This window comes from Granulicella sp. L56 (assembly GCF_009765835.1).
Classification (GTDB): Bacteria; Acidobacteriota; Terriglobia; order Terriglobales; family Acidobacteriaceae; genus Edaphobacter.
Genome location: NZ_LMUS01000006.1, coordinates 987910 through 1014263 on the forward strand (window position 1 = coordinate 987910; position 26354 = coordinate 1014263).

At 59.0% G+C, this 26354-nt stretch carries 21 protein-coding genes; 6 read left to right on the forward strand and 15 right to left on the reverse strand.

All coding sequences use genetic code 11. The features are described 5' to 3' along the window. Positions 1 to 108: 108 nt before the first annotated feature. The 6 genes from tuf to GSQ81_RS12125 form a co-directional block, all read right to left on the reverse strand. Positions 109 to 1296: an elongation factor Tu gene (gene tuf / locus GSQ81_RS12100; RefSeq protein ID WP_158910989.1), complete on the reverse strand. Its 1188-nt coding sequence runs from the start codon at positions 1294 to 1296 to the stop codon at positions 109 to 111. A 67-nt stretch (positions 1297 to 1363) separates the two neighbouring features. Continuing rightward, positions 1364 to 3457, reverse strand: coding sequence for an elongation factor G (gene fusA / locus GSQ81_RS12105; protein ID WP_158910990.1), 2094 nt, complete (start codon positions 3455 to 3457; stop codon positions 1364 to 1366). 94 nt (positions 3458 to 3551) lie between these two features. Continuing rightward, positions 3552 to 4022, reverse strand: coding sequence for a 30S ribosomal protein S7 (gene rpsG / locus GSQ81_RS12110; RefSeq protein ID WP_020715236.1), 471 nt, complete (start codon positions 4020 to 4022; stop codon positions 3552 to 3554). A gap of 111 nt (positions 4023 to 4133) precedes the next feature. Further along, the gene (rpsL, locus tag GSQ81_RS12115; protein WP_014263802.1) at positions 4134 to 4517 is read right to left on the reverse strand and encodes a 30S ribosomal protein S12; all 384 of its coding nucleotides are present in this window, start codon (positions 4515 to 4517) and stop codon (positions 4134 to 4136) included. A gap of 549 nt (positions 4518 to 5066) precedes the next feature. Then, on the reverse strand, positions 5067 to 7592 hold the full coding sequence (locus GSQ81_RS12120) for an ABC transporter permease (protein ID WP_158910991.1): 2526 nt from the start codon (positions 7590 to 7592) through the stop codon (positions 5067 to 5069). A gap of 10 nt (positions 7593 to 7602) precedes the next feature. Then, on the reverse strand, positions 7603 to 7929 hold the full coding sequence (locus GSQ81_RS12125; protein WP_158910992.1) for a PadR family transcriptional regulator: 327 nt from the start codon (positions 7927 to 7929) through the stop codon (positions 7603 to 7605). A gap of 159 nt (positions 7930 to 8088) precedes the next feature. Here GSQ81_RS12125 and GSQ81_RS12130 point away from each other — a divergent pair, with 159 nt between their 5' ends. Continuing rightward, positions 8089 to 10089 carry a S9 family peptidase gene (locus GSQ81_RS12130; RefSeq protein WP_254060150.1) on the forward strand — a complete coding sequence of 667 codons (2001 nt, stop codon included), beginning with the start codon at positions 8089 to 8091 and terminating at the stop codon, positions 10087 to 10089. Positions 10090 to 10285: 196 nt separating this feature from the next. Then, positions 10286 to 12661: a YncE family protein gene (locus GSQ81_RS12135; RefSeq protein WP_158910994.1), complete on the forward strand. Its 2376-nt coding sequence runs from the start codon at positions 10286 to 10288 to the stop codon at positions 12659 to 12661. Between the two features lie 95 nt (positions 12662 to 12756). On the opposite strand, the gene kdsA is transcribed toward GSQ81_RS12135, so the two are convergent. After that, entirely contained in the window at positions 12757 to 13593 is an 837-nt protein-coding gene (kdsA, locus tag GSQ81_RS12140; protein ID WP_158910995.1) for a 3-deoxy-8-phosphooctulonate synthase, read from the reverse strand. Positions 13594 to 13950: 357 nt separating this feature from the next. After that, complete coding sequence (locus GSQ81_RS12145; RefSeq protein ID WP_158910996.1) at positions 13951 to 15441, reverse strand: TolC family protein; 1491 nt, start codon at positions 15439 to 15441, stop codon at positions 13951 to 13953. Positions 15442 to 15555: 114 nt separating this feature from the next. On the opposite strand from GSQ81_RS12145, the gene GSQ81_RS12150 reads away from it, so the two are divergent. Continuing rightward, positions 15556 to 16230, forward strand: a complete 675-nt coding sequence (locus tag GSQ81_RS12150; RefSeq protein WP_158910997.1) for a thioredoxin domain-containing protein — start codon at positions 15556 to 15558, stop codon at positions 16228 to 16230. On the opposite strand, the gene GSQ81_RS12155 is transcribed toward GSQ81_RS12150, so the two are convergent. The 4 genes from GSQ81_RS12155 to GSQ81_RS12170 all read right to left on the reverse strand — a co-directional run bounded on the left by GSQ81_RS12155 (position 16231) and on the right by GSQ81_RS12170 (position 20142). Further along, entirely contained in the window at positions 16231 to 17286 is a 1056-nt protein-coding gene (locus tag GSQ81_RS12155; protein ID WP_158910998.1) for a radical SAM protein, read from the reverse strand. Positions 17287 to 17358: 72 nt separating this feature from the next. Next, positions 17359 to 18333, reverse strand: a complete 975-nt coding sequence (locus tag GSQ81_RS12160; RefSeq protein WP_158910999.1) for a PDZ domain-containing protein — start codon at positions 18331 to 18333, stop codon at positions 17359 to 17361. Positions 18334 to 18345: 12 nt separating this feature from the next. Continuing rightward, positions 18346 to 19296, reverse strand: a complete 951-nt coding sequence (locus GSQ81_RS12165; protein ID WP_158911000.1) for a HEAT repeat domain-containing protein — start codon at positions 19294 to 19296, stop codon at positions 18346 to 18348. A 90-nt stretch (positions 19297 to 19386) separates the two neighbouring features. Beyond that, a complete protein-coding gene (locus GSQ81_RS12170; RefSeq protein WP_158911001.1) occupies positions 19387 to 20142 on the reverse strand; it encodes an RNA polymerase sigma factor in 756 nt (251 codons plus the stop codon). 214 nt (positions 20143 to 20356) lie between these two features. On the opposite strand from GSQ81_RS12170, the gene GSQ81_RS12175 reads away from it, so the two are divergent. Then, positions 20357 to 21043 (forward strand): ribonuclease HI family protein, encoded by a 687-nt coding sequence (locus GSQ81_RS12175; RefSeq protein ID WP_158911002.1) that lies wholly within the window; start codon positions 20357 to 20359, stop codon positions 21041 to 21043. A 133-nt stretch (positions 21044 to 21176) separates the two neighbouring features. Here GSQ81_RS12175 and GSQ81_RS12180 read toward each other — a convergent pair whose 3' ends face one another. Then, positions 21177 to 21680 carry a MarR family winged helix-turn-helix transcriptional regulator gene (locus GSQ81_RS12180; protein WP_158911003.1) on the reverse strand — a complete coding sequence of 168 codons (504 nt, stop codon included), beginning with the start codon at positions 21678 to 21680 and terminating at the stop codon, positions 21177 to 21179. Between the two features lie 117 nt (positions 21681 to 21797). Here GSQ81_RS12180 and GSQ81_RS12185 point away from each other — a divergent pair, with 117 nt between their 5' ends. Beyond that, a complete protein-coding gene (locus GSQ81_RS12185) occupies positions 21798 to 23618 on the forward strand; it encodes a TonB-dependent siderophore receptor (protein ID WP_158911004.1) in 1821 nt (606 codons plus the stop codon). A gap of 81 nt (positions 23619 to 23699) precedes the next feature. Here the strand turns inward: GSQ81_RS12185 and GSQ81_RS12190 are convergent, their stop codons facing one another. After that, positions 23700 to 24536 (reverse strand): TIGR03435 family protein, encoded by an 837-nt coding sequence (locus tag GSQ81_RS12190; protein ID WP_158911005.1) that lies wholly within the window; start codon positions 24534 to 24536, stop codon positions 23700 to 23702. An 81-nt stretch (positions 24537 to 24617) separates the two neighbouring features. Further along, positions 24618 to 25085, reverse strand: a complete 468-nt coding sequence (locus tag GSQ81_RS12195; RefSeq protein WP_158911006.1) for a GatB/YqeY domain-containing protein — start codon at positions 25083 to 25085, stop codon at positions 24618 to 24620. A gap of 77 nt (positions 25086 to 25162) precedes the next feature. Between GSQ81_RS12195 and GSQ81_RS12200 the strand changes: the two genes are divergently transcribed. After that, positions 25163 to 26350, forward strand: coding sequence for an alanine--glyoxylate aminotransferase family protein (locus GSQ81_RS12200; RefSeq protein ID WP_158911007.1), 1188 nt, complete (start codon positions 25163 to 25165; stop codon positions 26348 to 26350). Positions 26351 to 26354: the final 4 nt, after the last annotated feature.

Sequence of the window (26354 nt, forward strand, 5' to 3'; positions counted from 1 at the left end):
CTATCCTAACCGATTTCGCGGAAAATCATGCCTCTGCCGCGAAATCCCTTTATTTTGAGTAGCAATGTGGCCGGGAGAGGAATTGCTACCCCCGGCCATGTTGCCGAATTACTTGATGATCTCTGAGATGGTTCCCGCGCCGACGGTACGTCCGCCTTCGCGGATGGCGAAGCGCAAGCCCTTCTCCATGGCAACCGGCGTGTGCAGCGTGATCTCCAACTGGATGTTGTCGCCCGGCATCACCATCTCGGTGCCTTCCGGCAGCTTCGCCGATCCGGTCACGTCCGTGGTCCGGAAGTAGAACTGGGGACGGTAGCCGTTGAAGAACGGAGTATGACGTCCACCCTCTTCCTTCGACAGCACATAGATCTCGCCCTTGAACTGGGTGTGCGGCGTAATCGATCCCGGCTTCGCCAGAACCATGCCGCGCTCCACATCTTCCTTTGCGATACCGCGCAGAAGAAGACCGGCATTGTCGCCCGCCAGGCCTTCGTCCAACTGCTTCTTGAACATCTCGACGCCCGTGCACACCGTCTGCTGGGTGTCGCGGAAGCCGACGATCGAGCACGCCTCGCCAACCTTGATCTTGCCACGCTCGATACGGCCAGTCACTACCGTGCCACGGCCCGAGATCGAGAAGATGTCTTCGATCGGCATCAGGAACGGAAGGTCGACCGCGCGCTCCGGCTGGGGAACATACTTGTCCACCGCCTCCATCAGCTCGTCGATCTTCGCTTCCCACTGCGCTTCGCCGTTCAGGGCTCCAAGAGCCGAACCGCGGATGATCGGGGTATCGTCGCCAGGGTAGTCGTACTTCGACAGCAGCTCGCGAACCTCCATCTCGACCAGCTCGATCAGCTCTTCGTCTTCGACCGCATCGCACTTGTTCAAAAACACAACGATGAATGGAACGCCAACCTGGCGCGCCAGCAGAACGTGCTCCTTGGTCTGTGGCATCGGACCGTCGGTCGCAGCCACCACCAGGATCGCGCCGTCCATCTGCGCCGCACCCGTGATCATGTTCTTGATGTAGTCCGCGTGGCCAGGACAGTCGACGTGCGCGTAGTGACGGTTCTTTGTCTCATACTCCACATGCGAAGTCGCAATCGTGATACCGCGCTCACGCTCTTCAGGAGCGTTATCGATCGTGTCGAACGAACGGAACTTGTTGTTCGGGTTGTGCTTCGACAGCACCTTCGTGATCGCCGCTGTCAGCGTCGTCTTGCCGTGGTCGATGTGCCCAATCGTTCCAATGTTTACGTGCGGCTTTGACCGGTCAAACTTTTCCTTGCCCATGACTCTCTCCGTGTTTCGTTGCTTCTAAAGTGATACTGCTAAATTCGTTGTACTACGTGGCAGAAGCTTACTTGCTATCCTTGCCCTGCACCTTGGCGATAATCTCTTCCGAGACCGACCGCGGTGCCTCTTCATACTGCTTGAACTGCATTGAGTAGTTAGCGCGGCCTTGCGTGGACGACCGCATGTGCGTCGCATAACCGAACATGGTGCTCAGCGGGACAGTCGCCTTGATCGCCTGCGTGCCGCCAACCATCTCCATGCCTTCGATGCGTCCACGGCGGCTGTTCAAGTCACCGATGATGGTACCCATATACTCTTCAGGAACCGTAACTTCCACATCCATCACCGGCTCAAGCAGAACCGGCTTCGCCTTGCGGGCCGCTTCCTTGAACGCCATGGAACCAGCGATCTTGAATGCCATTTCGTTCGAGTCGACATCGTGATAGCTGCCGTCGTAAAGCGAGACTTTGATGTCGACCATCTCGTAGCCAGCCAGAATGCCGCGCAGCATGGCGTCCTGAATACCCTGGTCGATCGGCTTGACGTACTCCTTGGGAATCGCTCCACCCTTGGTGTCGTTTGAAAACTCGTAGCCCTTGCCAGGCTCATTGGGGCTGATGCGAATCTTGCAGTGGCCGTAGTTACCTGAACCGCCGGTCTGGCGAATGTACTTGCCCTCTGCGTCCGAGTTGGAACGGATGGTCTCGCGGTAAGCAACCTGCGGCTTGCCGACGTTGGCCTCAACCTTGTACTCGCGCATCATGCGATCGACGATGATCTCAAGGTGAAGCTCGCCCATACCCGCAATAATGGTCTGACCCGAATCAATGTCGGTGTGAACGTTGAAGGTAGGATCTTCCTGCGCCAGCTTGGCGAGGGCCATGCCCATCTTTTCCTGGTCAGCCTTCGTCTTGGGTTCAACCGCAACCTCAATCACGGTCTTCGGGAAGTCAATAGACTCGAGCGCAACAGGGTACCTGTCGCTGCAGATCGTGTCACCGGTCACAAGGTTCTTAAGGCCGACAGCTGCGCAGATATCGCCAGCCAGAATTTCTGTAATCTCTTCGCGCTTGTTGGCGTGCATCTTCAGCAAACGGCCAATACGTTCCGTCTTGCCGGTACGCGGATTGAGTACAGAATCGCCGGTCTTGAGCTGACCCGAGTAGGCGCGGATAAAAATAAGCTGACCAACGAACGGATCGGTCATAATCTTGAAGCCAAGGGCCGCGAAAGGCTCGCTATCGTCCGCGTGACGAAGAACCTCTTCTTCCATGTTGTCAGGATTGTGTCCGACAATGGCGGGAATATCCAGCGGGCTGGGCAGATAGTCAACAACAGCGTCAAGCAGCGTCTGTACGCCCTTGTTTTTGAAAGCCGAACCGCAGAGCACGGGGAAGATCTTCATCCCAATGGTCGCCTTGCGAATGCCAGCCTTGAGCTGCGCCTCGGTCGGCTCCTGCCCCTCGAGATACATGTGCATCAGCTCATCGTCATTCTCTGCAACTGCTTCGATCAGAGTATGGCGCGCCTCTTTAGCCGTCTCCAGCAAGTCGGCGGGAATCTCTTCCACCGAATACTCGGCACCCATCGTCTCATCGTGCCAGAGAATGGCCTTCATCGTGACCAGGTCAATGACACCGGCAAATTTTGCTTCGGCGCCCACGGCAATATTCAAAGCCACGGCACGCGCGCCCAGACGGTCAACAATCGTCTTGGTCGCATAGACCGCATCGGCTCCTGCGCGGTCCATTTTATTAATGAAGCAGATGCGGGGAACCTTGTACTTATCAGCCTGACGCCATACCGTCTCCGACTGAGGCTGAACACCGGCCACAGCATCGAAGCAGGCAACTGCGCCGTCAAGAACGCGCAGCGAACGCTCCACCTCGGCCGTAAAATCTACGTGGCCGGGCGTATCGATGATATTGATGCGGATGTTCTTCCAGGTGCAGGTCGTAGCAGCGGACGTAATCGTGATGCCGCGCTCCTGCTCCTGCTCCATCCAGTCCATGGTCGCAGTACCCTCATGCACCTCACCGATACGGTGCGTGATGCCCGTATAGAAGAGGATGCGCTCGGTCGTCGTCGTCTTGCCGGCGTCGATGTGCGCCATAATCCCGATATTTCGGCAACGATTCAGAGGTGTAGTGCGTGCCACGGTCAATCTCTCATCTGCGAACTTTCGCTCGCGGTAAAAAAAGCGTTAAGGCAAAATCTGAAGACAAAAGCTCTTTTGCGAAGAAGCTTTTGCTTTACCAGCGATAGTGAGCAAACGCCTTGTTTGCCTCAGCCATGCGGTGAACGTCTTCCTTCTTCTTCATCGCGGCGCCACGGCCATTGGCGGCATCGAGCAGCTCGGCGGTCAACTTCTCCACCATGCCCTTCTCACCGCGTGCACGGCCATACGTCACCAGCCAGCGAATCGCCAGCGAAGTGCGGCGCTCCGGCAGAACTTCGATCGGCACCTGATAGTTCGCACCGCCAACGCGGCGGCTCTTGACTTCAAGCAAAGGCTTGCAGTTCTCGATGGCCTTCTTGAACAGCTTGAGGGCCTCGTCGCCACCCTTCTGCTCCAGGTTGGTCATGGCAGTGTAGAAAATACCCTGCGCGGTCGACTTCTTGCCGCCCCACATCATTGAGTTCACGAACTTCGTAACCAGGGTCGAGTTGTACACCGGGTCCGGTGCAACTTCACGCTTCGCGATATAGCCTTTTCTGGGCATTGTTCTTCTCGTCTTCCTTCAGGGCTTTTCGCCCCGGTTCAGGACTGTCGACTTCTCAAGACCTGAACTGTTAAGTGTCAAATCTAAAATTCATGCGGCGGACCGCAGGGTTTACTTGGCAGCGGCCTTCGGACGCTTCGCGCCATACTTCGAGCGGCTCTGCTTGCGGTTGGCAACGCCGACCGAATCCAGGGTTCCCCGAACAACGTGGTAGCGAACACCCGGCAGATCCTTCACACGGCCGCCGCGAATCAGCACAATCGAGTGCTCCTGCAGGTTGTGGCCGATGCCCGGGATATAGGTCGTAACTTCAATCCCGTTGGTGAGACGAACACGCGCGACCTTGCGGAGGGCCGAGTTCGGCTTCTTGGGGGTCTGGGTGTAGACGCGGGTGCAGACGCCACGGCGCTGGGGCGAACCCTGCAACGCGGGGCTGGCGGTCTTATAACGTGTGGGCGTGCGGCCCTGCTTGACGAGCTGATGGAACGTAGGCACTCGAACTCCTTGATAATGCAAACCTAAACTTTTGTCAGGCGCGCAGAAGGGAGAGTAACTTCGCAATTCGTGTCGTACACACAAAAAGAATGAGGACGCTGAAGCGCCTCTTGCGAAGATCTGCCCTGCTTCGCGTCTGTAAACCATAACCAGACGAAAACAGTCGACGGTGGCCGAGCGTATTTCCTAAACAGGAAGAGCCGACTCCGTTTCGCTGTCCCGGCCCGCATAGCCCATCCAGGGTGGAGGGTGTCGCAGGCACGATTGCGATAGGCCGCAGATTACGACACTCCAAAATCAAACCTGAGGAATGTCCTGCGGTGAAATCTCTTGTATCCAGTGTAACCCAAGCGGATATTCTCTGCCTGCGCGGGGTATGTCTCCACCCCAATTACGCGTCAAGCCTGAATCGTTCTTAGCTGACAGCGCAATCCGGATACTCGCGGAACCTTCTAACAATAGCAATTCCCCGTAATTCCGTCAACAAAATCCTGTGGACAATGCTATTTTCGACAGCTGCTTCTGTTACCTCAGAGTTTCACCGATTCTCTACTCATAATGAAGAATTTTTGCCATATTCAACTGCAGTGCCCGCCTGGCTGGAAGGAGGGTTGCGAGGCCTACGATTCCAACCAGAACCGCAATCGCCCCCACGTAACTCGCAGGATCAAGATTGCTGATCCCAAACAACACCTTTCGCAGTACCTTCGATGCGCCTGCTGCCACGCCAACGCCTGCAAATAATCCAATCATCATCGGCCATGCGAACTGGCGCAGCACAGCAGCCAGCACATGCGCCCGCTCCGCGCCCAATGCCAGCCGTATCGCAATCTCCTTGGTCCGCTGCGATACGGAGTAGGCCACCAGCCCAACAATCCCTATGCCTGCCAGCAGCACCGCCACAAGCCCAATCAGACTTACAATCATGGCGATCTGCTCCACTTTCGATACCGTTTCGTTAAACATGCTCTTGAGCGGGCGAATCTCTGGAAATACCTTCGGATCAAGACCTTCGGCGATGGTCTTTGCCACAGGGATGAAACTTTCCGTCGGACCGGCCATCTTCACAACCAGCGACATGGCTGGCATATCGTCCGCTTGCGCAGACCAATATTCTTCTACCGCATCGTCGTCATTAAGGGCGTTCAGGTGAGCGTCTCCGACAACCCCCACGACCGTATCGTGCTGGCCACTCGCAGACTTATCGGTCTCAAACTGCTTGCCGAGCGGGTTCTGGTCCGGCCACCGTCTACGGGCGAACGATTCGCTGATGACAACCGCATTCTTCTCACCCGGCAGCAGAGTACGCCCGATCAGAAGCGGAATGTTCATCGTCTGAAAAAAGCCTGGCTCGACCCAGTTCGGATAGATCGCCCAGGAATGTCCCTCGATTTCAGTGTCGATGCGCGAGACACTTCGGCCCATAGGCGGCAGCCTGACCAGCGACACTGACGTCACGCCTGGCATAGCCAGCAATCGACTCTCCATCTGATTCAGATACATCTGCGCAGAGCTTGGCGTATAGCCGTGCGCCCCCAGTTGCGGATCAATCGAAAAAACATGTTCATACCCAAAGCCTGGCGAAGTATAGAGCGTGTGGTGCATTGCCCGCACCAGCAACCCCGCCACAATCAGCAGAACGCAGCTCGCCGCCACCTGCGCGCCTATCAGCACCTGTCGCGCTATCGTCTTCCTCTGCCGCTGCCGCGCGATCTGCAAGGCCGGCGTCAATCCAAAAAAGATCGCGGCCCCCAATGCCACGCTGATCGAAAACGCGAGGACCCGCCAATCCGGCACAGGGCTCAACCACGGCGGAGCGTCGAGCCAGACCAGGGCCACACGCAGCACCGCATAGCTGAGTGCAACCCCGACAATCGCACCCAGGGAAGCTAACAGCAGGCTCTCCGTAAACAACTGCCGGAAGATACGCTTCCTGCTGGCGCCGATGGCCATTCGAATTCCCATCTCATGCTCCCGCGTAACGCCGCGCGCCAGCAACAACCCTCCCAGATTGGCACACGCCACCATGAGAATCAGAAGGGTCAGCACGGCAACCATAGCCGCCACCTGATACATCTCCGGCCTCATCACCTGCAAATGGCCGCCCGGATCACTACGAATATATTCGTTGTCCCAGATCTCCTTGGGATGCTGCCTGCGCAGTTCATTGGTCAACGCCAGCAACTCCTGCTCGGCCATCTTTGCGGTAACACCCGGAGCCAGCCGCGCCCACATGCGGACGCTCGAAGCCGAGCTATCGGTCAGCACCTTGCTGCCTTCGATGAAGTAGGGTTGTTGCGCCAATGGCAGCCAGACATCGGGGGTCTGCCCTCCCAGACTGGCAAACGCAGATGGCAGAATCCCGATCACGGTAGCAGGCTTATTGTCGAGACGAATGGTTCGTCCCACCACCGAGGGGTCTCCCCCAAAGCGTCTCTGCCACGCACCATAGCTCAACACAGCCACGGGGGCCGCATCCACCTTGTCCTCCACGACCGGCTCGAAGAGCCTGCCCAGGGCGGCAGGAGTTCCCAGTTCGCTGAAGTAGTTTCCCGTAGCAAAGCTGGTACGCACCGGCTCCGCACTGCCTTCGAGATTCATCGGAGGAACACCCATCACCGCCATCACAGCGGACAAGGTCTTCGCATGGTCGCGATAGAAGATCACGGAGGGATAGGGCATCTCTCCCTGGATAATCTCCGGCGAACGCCTCTGGAGCTGGACAAGCGAATCAGGGTCGCGGACAGGTAATGGCTTAAGCGCAATCATATTGAACAGGCTGAACGCCGTGACGTTGACACCAATACCAATTGCAAGCACCAGAACAGCCGTCGCTGTGAAGCCAGGCGACCGCATCAGCGTTCGTGCCGCATAACGCAGATCCTGCCCTAAGCGTTCAATCCAGGTCCAACCCCAGGCATCGCGGGCCTGCTCTCGCAGACGAAGCATATTGCCAAAGTTTCTTCGTCCTTCACGCGCCATCATCTCGCGATGAAACTCCATATCGTTCTCCAACTCATGATCGAGCTGGCGACGATTCAACAGATAATGCAGACGACGCAAGAGTGAACCCACGACGGCCTCCTTAGGCAGTACGCAATATGGCCTGAATGGCCTCGGTAACCCGGCCATAGTCTGAAAGCTCGGCATCGAGCTGCTGATGGCCAGCCGCAGTAATGGAGTAGAAGCGGACCTTGCGGTTCGTCTCCGAGATGCCCCATTCAGCAGTAACCCAGCCTTTGAGCAGCATCTTTTGCAACGCCGGATACAGCACACCCTCCTCCACCTGCAGCACCTCGGTCGACAGTGCGTGAATACGCTGTGCGATGGCGTAGCCATGGATCGGCCCCGACCGCAGTACCCGCAGAACCAGCATGACCAGCGCCCCGGAAGGCATTCCAGATTTAGGCATATTCTTCATAGGCATATTATTTATATGCCTATGAAGAATAGTCAACCTTAATTTCATACATTGATCGAAAAAAGGAGGGTAAGCCGACCCCAAAATCGTCCGTGCTAGCCTTTTCGCATGAATTGCGCCCGCACTCCACTGCGTCTTTCGCCCTGTTTCTTGATCCTCTCTGCCCTCTGCCCCCTCCCGGCCCAGACGACGAGCACAACGCCTCATCAAGATGCCCGCATCGGCGCTCTGATCCAGATGCTTGGCCAGACGAAAGAACCCACCGAGGCCGCAATCTCGCCTGACGGCAAGACCGTGGCATGGTCGGTCGAGACATCCGACGGCTCCCAGATTCACCTGACCGATATAGGCAGCCCCTCAAACGACACCATCCTCAGGACCGAGGCCGAGGCCACCGACTGCTCCAACGAAGCCCCCATCTGGTCGCCCGACGGCCAGTGGCTGGCCTTCGACTCCACCTGCGCAGCGAAAGAAGACAAGCCAGACCAGGAGCAGATCTTCGTCTGGTCGAAGAAGACCGGCCAGTGCCGACAGCTCACCCACGTCACCGGCGAGATTGACATGCCCGCATGGTCGCCCGACGGCCGCTCTATCGGCTTCCTCTTCGTCGAGAACGCCACCCGCAACGCCGGTGCGCTCGCCGCCATGAAGCCGTGGAACGGCGTCATCGGCGAGGACGGCATCGAAATTCAGCGCGTAGCCGCGGTAGACGTGGCCAGCGGCACCGTCTCGCAACTCTCCCCGGCCAACCTGCATGTCTACGAATTCGACTGGTCGCCCGATTCGAAGCGCCTCGCCTACGTCGCTGCCAATCCTCCCGGCGAAAACAACTGGTGGGTCGCCCAGCTTTATGTGCAGACCGCAGAGAAGGACGCAACCCCGCAATCGATCCTGAAGCCAACCGAAATCTCAGGCCCCCTCCACAACCTTCAGATCGCTGTCCCCCGCTGGTCGCCCGACGGCAGGCAGATCGCCTTCATCGGCGGCCTGATGAGCGATCAAGGCTCAACCGGTGGCGACATTTATTTAATCCCTGCCTCCGGTGGGGAGCCGCGCAACCTCACTCCCGAAAGACCCGCATCAGTGGCCTTTATTCACTGGATCTCCCCCGAAGTCATCGGTCTGGCCGAGCACGTGGGCGGCAACACCCACATCACCTCCATCAACACGGAGACCAGCAGCGACGCCAAGACAGTCGATATCACCTTCCCCGAAACTATCTGGGCAAACGAGCTGGCCATGAGCATCTCAACCTCTAAAAGCCAAAACGTAGCGCTCGTCCGAACCTCCTTCGAGAAAAGCCCCGAGGTCTGGGCTGGCCCCATCGAACATCTCAAGCAGATCACCCATCTCAACGACGATTTGAAACCTCTCTGGGGCAAGGCCGAAGACATCCACTGGAGCAACGAGGGCTTCAACGTCCAGGGCTGGCTCCTCTACCCGGCAAATTACGATCCCGCCAAAAAATATCCCCTCGTCGTCTACGTCCACGGAGGCCCTTCAGCCGCCGTCACACCCCGCTGGCCCAGCGCCAGCTACGGCGGCGTCCCCTTCTCCGCGCTTGGCTACTTCGTCTTCATGCCCAACCCGCGCGGCAGCTTCGGCCAGGGCGAAAAGTTCACCCAGGCAAACGTCAAGGACTTCGGCTACGGCGACCTGCGCGACACCCTCGCCGGAATGGACTTCCTCGAACAGCACTTCCCCATCGACAAATCGCGCGAAGGCATTACCGGCTGGAGCTACGGCGGCTTCATGACCATGTTCGCCGTCACCCAGACCACACGCTTCAAAGCAGCCGTAGCTGGAGCAGGCATCAGCGACTGGCAGAGCTACTACGGCGAAAACTCCATCGACCAGTGGATGATTCCCTTCTTCGGCAAGTCCGTCTACGACGATCCGGCCATCTACGCCAAGAGCTCTGCCATCAACTACATCAAAAATGCAAAGACCCCCACTTTGCTGGTAGTAGGCGACCGCGACGGAGAGTGCCCCGCCCCCCAGAGCTTCGAGTTCTGGCACGCCCTCCGCGCCGAGGGCGTAAAGACCCAACTCGTCGTCTACCCCGACGAAGGCCACCACTTCGTCAACGCCGACCACAGCCGCGACGTCCTCGAACGCGCCCTGAACTGGTTTGAAACCGAAATGCCATGAAGGCAGGGCTTAGGGATCAGGACATAGGGATTAGCCAGCACAAGAACGCAACCCTCTGCCTCGTCGGCTAAGCCCTAAGCCCTGATCCCTAAGCCCTCATTTGCTTCCCGCTCATGCACCTTTTACACTGGTGCTTCGGTAATTCAGAGTGCGGTGAGACCGTTCAACTGAGGGTCCGGTTGGACGGGGAGGTTCAATGCGTAGGTTTGTCGGCTTAGTAATTCTTCTTCTTTTCACGATTCCTTTTGGCATCTCGATCTCAGGTTGCGCGAAGAAATCTGCGGCCGTGGTCTTTTGCAACGGTGGAGACTCCGGGCCTCAGGTAGGCCAGTTGACGACCATTACGCTGACGCCGAAGGTCTACGGCATCTCGCTCAATTACGGCGCCATCGGACAGATCACTGCACCTGCCGCGACCGATTGCAAAGGCAACACCGTCAGCGTTCCTTCCTACACCTACGGATCGGCCGACACCTCCGAGAACGTCGTCGATGTGCAGCCCACCACGGGCCGCGTCTGCGCAGGCCATTGGAACCGCAACTCCGGCGCAGGCGTTGCTGACTTCACCTATTGCCAGATCACAAACAAGACCGGGACCTTCTCCGTCGTCGCCAGTGCCGACGGCGCTAACAGCAATCCATTGCCGGTCTACGTGCACCCCACCGTCACCAACGTCATCCTCGGTCCGCCATCGGCAACTTCAGCAGACTGTCTGGGAAGTGATCCCGCGACCAATTGCAGTCCCGCCGCCTACTCCACCTCGACGACCAGTTGCACGGTCAACCCCAGCAACGGATGCTGCACCACACCGCTCGCCACGAGCACCGCCTATGTCTCCAACGCCTGCCTCTCTCAGGGAACCACCGGCCAGCTTGCAGCCCGCGTCTATGCCGGCACCGGCTCATCGCAGACGAACATCAGTTGCCAGGTCGGCCATCCCAGCTTCACACCGCAAACCGCGGCCGTCGTAACGATCGACGAAAACGGCGTCGCCACCGCGCAGGCACCAGGCTCGACCATCATCACCGCCAACCTTGCCAACGCTGGAAGCTCCGCGGGCTTCTTCTCTACCTGCCCGCCGACCGCGATCGTTCTCAGCGCTCCCGGCTTTCCTAATGGCAACGCCACGATCAACCCCAACAATCCACTCCCCCTCAATACCGTCGTGACCGACAAAAACGGTACCGTCCTCACCGGCCTCACGCTTGAGTTCGTCTCCACCACGCCGTCGACGATTCCCGGTAGCTCGACCGTTACGCCGCTCTTTCCCGGCGCAGCCGGTATCACCGCCATCTGCCAGCCGCCCTCGTGCAATCCTTCTCCGTTCAACCAGATTGGCCTCTTCGGCAACGGAACCCCGGTCCTGTCCAACGACTTCAACGTTACCTCGATCGGCAAGAACAGCACAGCGCTCTATATCGGCAGCACCAACTCGCAATACATCGTGCCCGTGGACTTCACCACCAACGTGGTCGGCAATCCGGTGCGCCTGCCCTACGTCCCCAACTCGATGGTCATCAGCAACGATGGCTCCTCGATCTATATGGGCAGCACGAATGAGTTGATGACCTTCAACGCGTTGACCAACAGCCTCGCCGCCCAGGACCCCACCGTCATGGGACCGGTACTGGCCGTCTCGCCCGATAACACCACCCTGGTCATCACCGACCCCACCCGCCAACTGGTCTATCTCTACAGCTCGACGGGCACCACCGCCACCGCCTCCGGCATTCAGACCCAGTACGGCGGCGTCGGAACCCACGCCGAGTTCTCTCCCGACAGCCAGACCGTCTACATCACCACCACGACCAATCAATTGCTCGTGCACTCCAGCCTCACCGGTTGGTCGAGCATCACCCTCGGCGATCCGGCAACCGACGTAGCCGTCACCGTGCCCAGCGCCGGGGCCTTTCTCTCCGGTCCCACGACCACAGCACGCGGCCAATGCCCCGTCACCACCACCACCACGGTCAACGGACTGCCCACCACCACCAACGTCTTCTACCCCGACGCCGGTGTCACCGCGCCTGCGACTGATCTCCTTGCCGCAACCAACGACGGCCTTCACATCCTCGGCGCCACCGCAGCGAGCGACAGCCTTATCGATATCTCGCTCCCTAGCGGTGTTCCCACCGGCGCCTGCCTACCCTCGGGATCGCAATTCAGCGCCACCCCCGGGGCTCCTCTGACCTTGGCCGGAGTCACTCCCACCGCCATCACCGGTGTCGATCCCACCTCGGACTCCACCGTCGCCTTCGTCACCTATACCGGCACCGGCGGAGTCGTTCCCTACTACACGCCCGGCACCGGAACCATCGCCAACATTCCGCTCCTGCAGGTAACAGGTAACCCCAGCGCTCCTGTTGCGCCGGTGGCCGGAGTCATCAGCGCCGATAACTTCACCTTCTACGTCGGCACCTCTGGCGACAACGAAGTCCACCTCATCGACCGCACCACCCTGACCGATGATCCAACCAAGGCAATTGCTCCCAACCTGCCCCCCTTCGGACAGAGCAGCGGTTCCACCGTACCTAACCTGCTGGTACAGCGCCCAAGAAAGAGCACCTCGTAATCGCATAGAACCGTACTCATAAAAATGGCCCGCCCGAAGTATTCAGGCGGGCCATTTTCATGTCTCTCATTTGCTGCCAAACAGCTAGGCAGTATCTAAATTTTGGTTGAGCTTACTGCCTGGTGAACCGCAAGAAGCTGTGAGAGGACCGCCTTCAGCTTGTTCAAATGAAGAGCATTCGCGCCATCAGATTTAGCCTCAGCGGGATTGTCATGCACCTCAAGAAACACCCCATCAATTCCCGCCGCGACCGCAGCGCGCGCGAGTACCGGAATGAACTCAGGCTGTCCCCCTGAAACACCGTTACCGGCAGAAGGCGTCTGGACCGAGTGGGTACCGTCGAAGACCACCGGTGCGAAAGCTCGCATCACCGGCAGAGAACGCATATCGACGACCAGATTGTTGTAACCAAAGCTGGCTCCCCGCTCCGTAAGGAAGACGCGCTGGTTGCCACTCTCGCGGATCTTCTCGACAGCATGGCGCATGTCCCAGGGAGCCACAAACTGGCCCTTTTTCACATTGATGGCGCGGCCAGTCTCGGCAGCCGCAATCAGCAAGTCGGTCTGGCGGCAGAGAAAGGCAGGAATCTGCAAAACAGCTTCAACGTCGCCAAGAGCTTCGCTCACGGCCTTGCAATCCTGCGGGGTGTGAACGTCGGTGAGGACAGGCAGCCCAGTGTCCTTCGAGACGGTACGCAGGATGCGGCAGCCTTCCACGAGACCGGGCCCGCGAAAGCTCTTGATGGAGGTGCGGTTGGCCTTGTCATAGCTGGCCTTGAAGAGATAGGGCACGCCAAGGTCAGAGACAACGCGCTGAATGGAATCAGCCATCTTGCGCGCATGAGTCTCGGACTCAATGACGCAGGGGCCCGCGATAAGGAAGAGTTGGCCCCGGCCTACAGGCACGCTGGCAATGTCGAATGGATTAGTCACAGAGCTATTTCATCACATCCGGCAATAAAGAATGGGCGACCGTTGCGCTTGCTGTCTATGCATCACCACAAAAATTTCATCACCTGGCCTGCTAAAGTTCGGGAACCTGTTTATGGCTATTCCCTCTCAGGTGTAGCCTCCCTTGTTCCCTCTCAGGTATAGCTTCCCTTGTTTGTCATTCTCGAAGGGAATCTGCGTTTTGCTCGAATCACCAAAACTACATCTGGAGGAAAACCGCCTAGCGATCTCAACCACGTCATCTCACCGAAGCGCAGCGGAGAGACGGCGGCAAAAGCGCAGCCTTCGGTCGAGATGACGTGCGTTTGGGGACGAGGGAGAGGATTCAGGTCCCGAATCTTAGCGTCCCAGATAGACCTTGTACTGGCTCTCAACCACACCCGTGTTGCGGGCCAGCATCAGCTTCGACTGATTGTACTGATAGAGCGTCTGCACCAGCTTGGTCTGCGCATCGGCCAGCGAGGCCTCGGCCTGCACGACCGGGAGGTTATCGGAGACGCCGGACTGAAAGCGGTCGGTGGCCTGCTGTAGCTCTTCGGTGGCCAGATCGACGTTGCTGCGCGCAACCTTTACGAGTTGGTTGGAGGACTGGACATCGAGCATCGCCGAACGAATCTGCTGCTCGATGGTGACTCGGAGCGACGTAATCTGCTGGTGAAGCGCGGTGACCTGCGCGTTAGCAACCTCACGCTCTCCGCGAAGCTGCCCTTCCTGGAAGATGGGGACCTTCAGGCTGCCCGTGGCAGCAAAGATGCCGTGGTAGAGGCCGTGGGTCTCGCCAAGGACGCCGTAATGGCCGTCGAAGGAGAGTGTCGGCAGGCGCTCGTACTTCACGGCCTTTTCCGCGCGCTCGGCTACTTCCTGTTGAGCCTGAAGGCTCAGCAGGTCTTTGCGCCGGGTATAGGCGAGTGCCATGGCCTGGTCGAGCGGAAGCTCGGCAAATTCGGAGTAAGGAGTCTTGTCCGTCAGCGTCAGCTCCTGCTCCGCAGGCAGGCCAATCAAGCGGTTGAGCGCGATCTTGTCCTTGGCAAAGGTATTTTCCGCGTTGATGACCGTCTGCTGCTGGGTCTGTAGCTGCACGCGCGCACGAAGCACATCGAGGTTCGTCCCCACGCCTGCGTCGTGCGAGGCGGTGGCCTGTTGCAGGACGAGTTCGTCGGCCTTCTCGAGTGCCTGCGCGTTCTCGATCTGCGAGGCGTCAGCCAGCGCCAGAAGGTACTGTGTTCCAACCTTCAGAACGACGGTGCCCTCGGAGTTCCGGGTCGTCATCGTTGCGGCGGTCTCGGCCTTTTGCGCAGAACGGTAGAGATAATAAGCCGGGACGTTGAATAACTGCTGATTCATATTCAACTGTGCGCCTGTCGTGTCCAGCTTGATGACCGTCGGAAAGGTCGCCGGATCGAGGCCGAACTTCGCCAGCAGCGATGGCTTGAAGCCCAGCGCCGCCAAGTTGATCATCTGGGTCTCGGTAAAGGCCTCGGCGGTGAGGGAGGGCAGAAGATTGTTGGCCACGGTCAGGACCTGGCCATGGACGATCCGCTGGTTCTGGCGGGCCAGCTCCATCTGCAGGTTGTTCTTGACTCCCTGTTCAATGGCCTCGTCGAGACTCAGCGGCAGGGCAGACGGGGTGGCCTGCTGAACGGTGACGCCGCCCGGAAACTTCGCGGTAAGGGTATGAGGCGTAGGTGCCGAGGGCAGGCCTTCTGCGGAATCCTGCGCGTGCGCAGCCACACTCAAGCTGCCGCAGACCGCCAGCAGCAGACACACCTTCGCATTGGTAGCAAAATAACTCAGAGATCCTCGCAAGCTTACTTTGTTTAGATTACCCATACCGCCTTCTGGTTGCGAAATCTAAATCTCAAATTAGGGGCAGCTTCGAGCAGGGGGAGGGGGAAAACCCCCATCAGCTAAAATACTTAACACAATCCTATGCGTCTTATACCCATGAATCGCATCGCTCTCTCTGCAGCCAGCCTGCTGATCGCCCTTCCGCTTTGTGCCCCTGTCTTTGCGCAGACCTCCGCGCCGCCGAATACGGGGACAGCCTTCAAAGATACCTCCATGCTCAAGCCCCCTGCGGGAGAGCGTGTCGCCATCTTCGAGTTCGAAGACCTGGAATGCCCGGCCTGCGCCCATGCCTTCCCGATTACCCGCGCCGCCGCCGAGCATTACAAGATTCCGCTGCTGCACCACGATTTTCCGCTCAAGATGCATATCTGGAGCCTGGATGCGGCCATCACGGCCCGTTATATGCAGGACAAGGTCTCTCCGCAGGCGGCAGAGGACTATCGCCGCGCGGTCTTCGCCAATCAGAACTCCATCGCCTCGAAGGAAGACCTGCAGAACTTCACGCGGCACTACTTCCAGACGCATGGACACGAGATGCCCTTCGTCGTCGACCCGACCGGCCAGTTTGCCCGCGAGGTGCAGGCGGACTATCAGCTTGGCGAGCGCGTTGGCCTGACCCAGACGCCCACCATCTTCGTGGTCACGCCCAAGCACTGGGTCCAGATCACGGACGTCAACGATCTCTACCAGACCATCGATACCGCGCTGGCCGAGACGCCCGCAGTGGCAAGCTCCAAGATGCGGCATCCTGCCAAAGCCCAGCAGCGGTAGTTAGCGAATCTGCACCAGCTCCGGGTTGGCGTGTCCTGCGCCGCCCGGGGTGATGGTGGTCTTCTGCGGAGCGCGCCAGTGGTCGATGTAGCTGACCTGATGCACGCAGCTGATGGTGCAGTTGGGTGAGCAACTCTTCTCAGTAAGAAACTCGCGCTTCACATCGGCAGTCATGTAGCCCGCCAGAGGAACGCCGGGATATCCGCGCTGCTGGCTGCAATAGTGCACCAGCCCGAACTCGCAGATGTAGAGGTAACGGCCGCCCGCTCGGCAACGCCAGTCGTTGGTCTTGCCGTTGGCGATGGCTTCCTGAAAATGATTGAACCGCGAATAGCTGCGGCGCGTCAGCTTGCGAACCTTGTCCCAAACAGTGCGCTCAGATTCGCCCAGCGGCTTCAACTGCCCGCTGCCGTCGTGGATGATGCCGATGGTCGAGCTGAATCCCAGCCCCAGAGCGCGTTCGCTGACGGTCAGCGCATCGCTCGGGTTGGCGATACCGCCACCGACGACGGAGTTGATGTTGACGTGAAAGTCGGCGTGCTCGGCGAGCATCTGCAGCTTCTTGTCCAGCACCTTCAGGCTCTTTTTGGAGACCGCGTCCGGCATCACGTTGTCGATCGAGATCTGCATGTGATCGAGTCCGGCCTTGTTCAGCCGCTCGATGCGATCAGGCATCAGCAGATAGCCGTTGGTAATCATTCCAGCGATGGCGCCGGTCTTGCGAATGCGCGCAATGATCTGGTCGAGCTCGGGGTGCAGCAGCGGCTCGCCACCGGAGATGGTGATGACTGAGGTGCCCAGGCGGCCAAGGTCGTCAATACGCCGCAGCATCTCGTCGAGCGGCACGGGGTCGGAGACGTCATCGAACTCGTTGCAATAAGTGCAGGCCAGGTTGCAGCGCCGCATCGGCACAATGTGCGCCATGTAAGGATGCCCGGTCGAAGCCAGCGCCGAACCAATCGAGCCAAGCTCACGCAGTTTGCGGGTGACAGCCTTCCATCGCCGCTTCGCAGTCATCGGACGGCGGCCAGTTCCAGTGGTAGAGGGAGATTCCATACTTACTTTCAAGTATATAGAACTGGTGAGTGTGAAGGGAGTGCTGGTGTTGCGCAGGAATCTAAACCAGCGTTATAACTCAGCGACTTGCGCGTGCTCTTTACCAACAAAAGGCATCACCACGCTGGAGCGTTTCTTGCTGTCCGGCGTCATGGTCATGGTCTGCTCGTGTCGGTCGCGCAGCACCTGCAAGACAACCGGCTTGCCGCGGTTCTGATGAATGGTCTTCGACCACTCGCTTCCAGTCGTCACCGGCACCTGGTTCACCTGGATGACGACATCGCCTGCCCGCAGCCCGGCGTCTTCGGCGGGACTGTTGGGCTCGATGCTTCGCACCAGCAGACCGGCGTTTCCTTCGACCCCGAAGAACTCCGCGAGCTGCGGCCCCATGACCTCAAGCTGTGCCCCGGTGAACGACGCGCTCAATACAGTCGTCGCAGCCAGAAAATCCCGATGCGGCTTGGCTCCCGTGCCGGAAGGGGCCGTGTCCGAGTGGATGAATCCGTTTCCGACCTGCGGCGAAGGGCCATTGTCGATCTCGGGATCGGGCACTACAAGGTGCTGCTCCCACGCCCGGCGCTCCACCTCCTGCCGGTTGGCGAGCTGCGTCGTCAACGTCTGCTGCTGGCCGTCCCGGCTGATCACGAAGGTCACCGACTTGCCTGCGGGAGTCTCGCGCAGGATCTGCCGCAGTTGCTCCTGGTTCTGAATCGATACCCCGTTCATCTGCAGAATGACATCCTGATTCTGAAGGCCGAGCTTGCCTGCCGGGCCATCATGGTCTACATGAATGATCTCCGCGCCGCGCGTGTCATTCAACCTGAGCGGCGTTACCTCGTCCTGGCCCACATCGCGCAGGTCTACGCCGAGATATCCCTGCGGAATGCGCGGTGGGGCAGCGGATCGTGCAGCTCCGTGGATCTTTGCGGAGACAGGCAGAGCAACGTTAGCGGCGGTGTGCGAAAAGGCCGCGGATGCCAATCCCGGTAGGGCCAACAGCGCAACCGAGGTCATCGCCGCCCTTCGTACACGGTGCTGGATCTTCATGGGTCTCATCGCCTACTGAATGTCCGCAGCGCCCTGCAATGCCTGGTAGGAGGCGGTTCGGATGTAGGGATTCTCGTCCTGGGTCGAGACCGTACGCAGCACCTCGCGCACGCTCGAGTCCGCTTGCACCGGCTCCAACATGCCAATCGCGGTGGTTCGCACCTCGGCGTCGGAGTCATGCATCAATGCTTCGAGTACGGCATCGCGCACCCGGCGGTCCTGTCCGACGTAGCGCTGCAAGCCTTCGAGAGCCTTCATCCGCACTCCGGCATTCTTGTCGTAACGCAAAGAAACCAGCAACGCGCTGCGAATGCCCGGGCCTGTGCACTCGTGTCCTGCCGTGCACTCATGCGCCAGCAGCGCGACCGAGTCGGCACGCACGCCGTTCGTCGCCGCCGCATTGGTCCCTGCCAGCAGCAGTTGGCGAATCTCGGGCGAGTCCAGCGAGCCTTCCATCGTCTCGGGAACCACCTTGTTGTACTTCACCTGTACCAGCTCCGAGTTCGGCGTCTGCACGATGCCGGTCACGTTCGCAATCGTCGCCAGCGTAGGATTGCTCAGCGTTACCGTACTCTTGGGTTTGGGCGCATGGGCGACTTCATAGCGATAGGTAAAGTTGCCTCCGAGAAATCCCACTCCCAGCAGCAGTGTGGCCAGCGCGGGAGCGCTTTGCACATGGCCGATCCATGCAAACAGGCCGCGGCGCAACTGGGTAAAGATCCCATGCGGAGGAATCGCATCCAGCTCCTCATCCAGCCTGACTCTTGCCTGTGCCAGAAAGTTTGGTGACGGCTCCACGACGGGAAGCAGCGCCAGATGCTGGTCCAACTCGCGGAGCGCTTCCAGTTCACTGCGGCAGTCGTCGCATCCATCCAGATGCTGCTCCAGCGGGATGGCGTACTCATCCGGCAGCTCGCCATAACTTGCCAGAAGGATGTTCTCTTTTGCGGTTTCGCACTTCATTGCACTACCTCAACCAGCCTCAAAAATTCTGTTGCTACTGTCGGGTCTGTAAAGTCTGCCCGTCGGTTTCCTGATCCCTAATCCCTGCCTCTACCGCACTCCGGCGAGGTTCGCACGAAGCTTGCGGGTCGCCCGAAACAGCGTGTTCTTTGCTGTCTCTTCGGTCGTGCTCAACATCTCGCCAATCGTCCGCAGCTTCAGCCCCTGGTAGTGCTTCAGCTCAAATACGGTCCGTTCGCGCGGCGTCAGCTTATCCAACGCCTCGCCGATCCTCTGACCCATCACCTTCCGGTCCAGCTCCCGTCCCGGGTTCGCCATGGAACGGTCGTCGGTGACGTTCGCCATCAGGTCCATCTCGCCGCCATTGGAATCGAGCACGGTTGCCGGATCTTCCCGGCGGCTCTTTCGCCTGCGCAACTGGTCCAGGCAAAGGTTGGTGACGATCCGGTAAAGCCACGTATAGAACGAGCACTCAAAGCGGAAGTTCCCCAGATGGCGGTACGCCTTGATAAAGGCCTCCTGGTGAACATCCTGCGCATCCTGCTCGTTGCCAAGCATATGCAGCGCCAGCCGCAGTACAGACTGGTCGTAGCGGCGTACCAGCGCGTCGAAGGCGGTCCGCTGCCCTCGCTGGGCCTCGCGGATCAACTCGTCGTCTTCGATGCGCTGCTGAGCGCGCGCCTGGATCTGCGCCTCAGTCAGCTTGCCGCCGTTTCTGGTGCCGGATTGTGTGGCCGCTTTTGCCATCCCTGGCAATGATTCTACCGCTGCGGCATCACGCAATCCCAACGCGAACGGACTCGGCCGTCGCCCAATAGGACTAATCCCAATTGCTTCAACGCTCATTTGTCTGACTCCGGAGTCAGGAAATCGATTTCACTTCAATAGACCCACCCCCCACCCAAAAGGTAAGCAGAGAAACCTTTTTAGCGGAAAAATCCTGATCTTTCCTTCATCCTGCCCAAAATCACGTCATCTCGACCGAAGCGAAGCGGAGTGGAGAGACCCCTGTATTTCGCCCTTGCCGTAAGCCGCCACCGCCATCCGGTAAACTCACAAAATGTCCTCAAGCAGCCTTTTTCCCGACAAGACCGACTGGATCTCCGCCCACTGCGACGGCGGCGCCCGCGGCAATCCCGGCCCCGCCGGCTATGGTGCACAGGTCTGTGATTCGAGCGGCATGGTCATCGCCGAACTGAGTGAGTTTCTCGGCATCCGCACCAACAATTACGCTGAATACTCCGGCCTGCTTGGCTGCCTCCAGTTCGCCCTCGACAACCACCATCCCCGCCTCCGCGTCGTCTCCGACTCGGAGCTGATGGTCAAGCAGATTCAGGGAAAATATCAGGTCAAAAGCCCTGATCTGAAGCCTCTCTACGAAGAGGCAAAGCGCCGCATCGCCAGGCTCGAAAAGTTCGAGATCAGCCACGCCCTCCGCCACAAAAATAAAGACGCCGACCGCCTCGCCAACGAGGCCATGGATCGTGGCATGAACCGCTCTCCCGCCAAAATTCCGGTGATCACACAACCGGCGACCGCAACACCGGGTGCGCCACGTCCGGCTCTTGAGGGCGTGGGCGGAACGCCACAAAAAGCGATCCCGTATCCCAAAGCGTCCGAAACCCCGCCCAACCCCTACGCCAAAGCCGACGCCATGCTGCGCGGCTTCACCAAGGACGGGGTCGTCCACGTTCTCGGCGGAGCAACTCTACCCGACGGAATCTTCGTAAAAATCATCCGCGAATAGGTCATCTCCACTTACTGGACAACACAGTTTTCTCGGACCCACGCACTACGTCATCTCGACCGAAGGCGGCGCTTTTGCCGCCGCAGCGGAGAGACCCCTGTATTTCGCCGTTGCCTTTGCTGTTGCTGGTCTTTTACTCTTCTGCCTGCTCCAAACCATCCCTGGACCGCTGATCGGCCTCACCAGCCGTCTGGGCCAGTCCTGTGCAGATCGACTCCACAATAAACATCTGCCTCAGCATCGCTTCGAAGGCCGGCGGGTGGTTGATTCCCTCGTAGCGGTTCTGCATCTGATCCAGAATTCCCACCACACGGGCCGCCCGCTTCCTTCCCGCAGGTTGCAGCGTCAGTTGAAATGCCCGCGAATCTTCCGGATCGACCCGCCGCCGCACCAGCCCCCTGGCCTCGAGCGACGAGATGCAGTGGCTCACATTGCCTCGCGTCGTCTCAAACGTCTCCGCCAGCTCCGACGGCTTGATGCCGCGCTTCTTCTCGAAGAAGATCGCCGCCAGCACCAGCGCCTCAAGGAACGTCACCTCTTCCTTGCGAAGGATCCGGGTGAGGAGCGCATCCAGGCGGCGGGCGCTCCGGGTGATCTGAAAGATCGGGCTTTGCTTCAGGAAAGGTTCGATTCTCATAGAGGCTCCACGCTAATATTAGTTCGATAGTAAATAGTTGAATCATTCAACTATTTACTATCGAACAAAACTAACTCCCCAACGCCACTTTTTCGATAGATCATCGAAAGACAAACCATGTTGAAGATCGCAAAATTCCTTCCCGCCTGCCTGCTCTGCCTGCTCTGCCTTGCTGCCGCCGCGCAACAAACGCCTGCTCCCGTCTCCCAGTCGGTCACGGTCACCACTACGGTCCAGCCCATCCCGCTCTCTGAGAGCGATCGCGCCGTGCAGGCGCTCGACACCCGCCAGTACCCGCTGCTGTTCAACAGCGTCGTCGACTACCTCAGCCTCGATTCGTCGCTCAACCTGCAATCCCGCGCCCCCGCCGGGGTGCAGTCCGACCTCTCCATTCGCGGCACCACGTTTGAGCAGTCCCTAATTCTGCTCAACGGCCTGCGCATCGACGATCCCGAGACTGGCCATCTGAACCTCGACATTCCCGTTCCGCTCGATGCTGTCTCGCGCATCGAGGTGCTGCACGGCTCTGGCTCTACGTTTTATGGTTCCGACGCGATTGGCGGGGCGGTCAACCTTATCACCGCAGAGCCAGCCGTACCGCTTACGGGAAGTCCCTTTTCGCTTACGGCCAAGGCCGGGGGCGGCAACTATGCCTCGACCGAGCAGTCTTTTCGGGCTGACTACGCAAGCAAGCCTTTCTCGGCAGAATTGAGTGGCAGCCGCGATACTTCCGGCGGCTTCATCGCCGACCGCAACTACGCTAGCAATGCGATCTCCGCCGAGACCTGGCTGAACCTCAAGCCGGGCACGACCGACATTCTCGTCGCCATGAGCGACCGTCCTTACGGAGCCAACCAGTTCTATGGCCCCTACAACTCATGGGAGCGCACCAAGGGTTGGTTTGCTTCCATTCAGCAGCAGCTTGGGCAGCGCACTGCTGCAAGCTTTGGCTACCGCCGCCACACCGACATCTTTGTCCTCTTCGTCGATGACCCCAGCGCCTACGAGAACAACCACATCGACACCGCCTGGCAGTCTGCTTTGCGTCGGGTCGATAAGCTTGCCACCAACATCACTCTTTCCTACGGCCTCGAAGCCAACGGCGACGCTATTCAGAGCACCAATCTAGGCCGCCATGCCCGCAACCAGGGCGCGGGATATGCCAACCTCTCGCTTCCCTCGCTGGGGCGTTTTTCGCTCTCCATCGGAGGCCGCGAAGAGATCTTCTCGGGTGGGGACGCGATCTTCTCTCCCAACGCCGCCGTGGCTTTTACGCTGACGCACACCGTTCGTCTGCGAGCCTCTGCGGGACATGGCTTCCGCCTGCCGACCTACCTCGATCTCTACTACTCCGACCCCACCAACATCGGCAATCCGAACCTCAAGCCGGAGTCTTCATGGAGTTATGAGGGGGGCGTTGATTGGACTCCTGCGAGTGGGCGCTTTACGCTGACGACCACTGGCTTCAGCCTTCACCAGAAGGACGGCATCGACTACTCGAAGTACTCGCTCGACGCTCCATGGCAGGCCACGAACGTCGGCAACTTCAACTACAACGGGGCAGAGACTCAGCTTCGTCTGCGTCTGCCCGGCTCTGAGCATCTCGATCTTAGCTATACCGCTGTGCGTGCCACCTCGCCGCCGAAGGGACTTATCTCTGAATACGCCTTCAACTATGCCGCGCAGAACGCTATCGCCGCATGGACAGGAGACTTTCATCAGCTCACGGCCCACACGCAGGTCGCCGTCATTCAGAAGACGACTCGAACTGCCTATCCGCTGTGGGATATTTCGCTGGCTCGCAATACTGGCTGGTTGCGGCCGTATGTGCGGCTCTTGAATCTGAGCAATACCGGCTATCAGGATATTCCGGGCGTGCCTTTGCAGGGGCGCACTGTGATGGCTGGGACTGCTTTTACATGGCCTCGTCGGCGGTAAGTACAACGGCAAATACAGGGGTCTCTCCACTGCGCTTCGCTCCGGTCGAGATGACGTAGTTTGTGCAGGGCAAATAGCACTCTAGTTTGCCGATGGCCTTTCGATGTGGTCTATGACCAGAACGTCGGCGGGGCCTTTTGTTGCTTCGAGCTTCAGGCCTAGCTGCTCCTGAATGGCGGTAAAGATACCGGGTGCAGCACCCGGTTCGTTCGTTGGTACGTTATCGGGTGTCCACTTCAAGGTGAAGTCGTATCTGCCGGGAAGGTTCGTTTCATCGATAACGGGTCTGTCCATATAGGCCTGCATCCCGAGGGCGAAGTCCGACATTGAGTTGTTAGTGAACTTCCTCTGCTGTTGGCCGCCCTGTCCATGGCCGCTTTGCGTCGGCAGGCCATAGGCGTTCTCGGTACTTTGCGCGAGCTTCGGGCCTCCCTTTGCCACCTTGATGGCATAGATGGAGAGGTCGCGCTTGTCGCGATGGAGTTTGAGGCCGAATCTGTCCTGGAGGAGCTTTTGTAGCATTTCCTGAACCTGGTGGAGATTTGCGACGCCCGGCAGATCGGCTTGTCCATCGATATCGAAGCTCTCGGTCCCGAGCCACGCCGGGCCGTCTACGATCTGCTTTCGATGGACCGCGTAGGCGAAGGAGATGAGATCGTTGACGGTCTGGGCCTCGATGACAAGGCGGTGACCGCCTACGATGAAGTTCCCGGTTTCATTGGGATCGGCAGGCTTGACGGTTGCAACTTCCAATGACGGATGTGCGTCCGCCGCCATGGGGGACATCGGCGATGCGAGTTGTTGTCCTGCACTGTTTTGCTGAGCAATGATGTTGGGCGGCGCGAAACCCGATAGACAAAGCGCGAAGAAGAACAGTGTTTTGTGCAGATTTCTTCGAACCGTGCTGTTGGCCCACATCGAAGTGATCCCTCCATCAAGTCAAATACCGAATGGCACACAACTTTGAGTATCGTTTCGTGGGGGACGCAGGCAGTTTCTTTACTTCGCCAGCTCCGCCTTTACGATCTCGCTGACCAGCTTGCCGTCGGCACGCACGCCGCTGGCCTGAATCCGCTGCTGGACGACACGCATGGTGGTTCCCAGATCTTTGAGGCTGGGCTTTTGGCCGTCCTGCGAGAGATGCTCGATCGCGCCTTGAACGACTGCGCGGATATCATCCTCGCTGGCGGCTTTGGGCAGGTAGCCTTCGATCATGCCGATCTCAAGCTGCTCTTTTTCGGCCAGTTGGGGGCGGTTGCCCTTGGTGAACTGCTCGACCGACTCTTTTCGCTGCTTGATGAGCGTGGTCAGAATCTGGGTCTCTTCGGCATCGGTCAAGGGCTCGCGCTTGTCGATTTCCTTGTTTTTCAAAGCGCTTTTTACCATGCGCAGGGTGGTCAGGCGGTGCTCGTCCCTTGCCTTCATCGCTGTGATGATGTCCGTCTGAATCTTTTCGCCGATACTCATTGCCGCACTCTCCTCAATCCCTAAACACTTCATTATAGAAAACCCGCAACCGGGCTGGCCGCCGCTACAATATAAGCATGATCCGCAAAACTCGCCTTTTCACTCCTGGACCGACTCCTCTTCTTCCCGCCGCCCAGTTTGCCATGGCTGCCGCAGACATCCACCACCGCACCGCTGAGTTCCGCGCCCTCTTCACCCGCGTTCTCTCCCAGCTCAAGGAGTTCGTCGGTACCACCAACGATGTTCTCATCCTCGCCAGCTCCGGCTCTGGAGCGATGGAAGCCTCCGTCTCGAACCTCACTTCGCCGGGAGATCGCGTTCTCGTGCTGACCGCCGGAAAGTTCGGCGAGCGCTGGACCGGCATCACCAAGGCATTTGGCTGCCACGTTGATGTCGTTGAAGCTCCCTATGGCAGCACCTTTACGCTCGACCAGATCAAGGCCGCTCTGAAGCTTGAGACCCGCGTTGTCTTCGTTCAGGCCACTGAGTCCTCTACTGGCGTCAGCCACGATATCGAGGCCATCGGCAAGCTGCTGAAGGATGAGAAGTCCGAGGCGCTCTTTGTTGTTGACGGCATCACCGGCCTCGGCACCACCCACCTCGACATGGACGCCTGGGGCGTCGACGTTCTGATCGGCGGCTCGCAGAAGGCGCTGATGATTCCTCCCGGCCTCTCCTATCTCGCGGTCAGCCCGCGTGCCTGGGACCGCATGGAGTCGACCTACAACCCGCGCTACTACTTCGACCTGCGCAAGGAGCGCAAGAATGCAGCCAAGGGTGAGTCTGCCTATACGCCTTCTGTTGCTCTGATTGCGGCCATGGGCGCGGCGCTTGACTATATTGCTGGTCAGGCTGAAGGCAATCTTGTTGAAGGCCGCAAGAAGCTGGTCGACAACGCTCAGACCTGCGCTGCCATGACTCGCGCTGCTGCCACCGCGATGGGCTTTAAGCTCTTCGCGCCGAAGGGCCGCGAGGCTGGTGCTGCGACTGCCATCATGGCGCCTGAGGGCACTGACTCCGGCACCATCGTCAAGGGGCTCCGCTCCAAGTTCGCCATCATCGTCACCGACGGTCAGGGCGAGATGAAGGGATCGTTGTTCCGCATCGCTCACATCGGCTTCTTCGACTACATGGACACGATCGCCGTTATCGGCGCGCTCGAGCAGGTAGCGATTGCAGCCAAGCTGCCGCTTCCGAATCTTGCTTTCGGCACCGGCTTGATCGCCGCGCAAAAGACTTTTGCTGAAGACCCCACCGTAAAATAGTTCA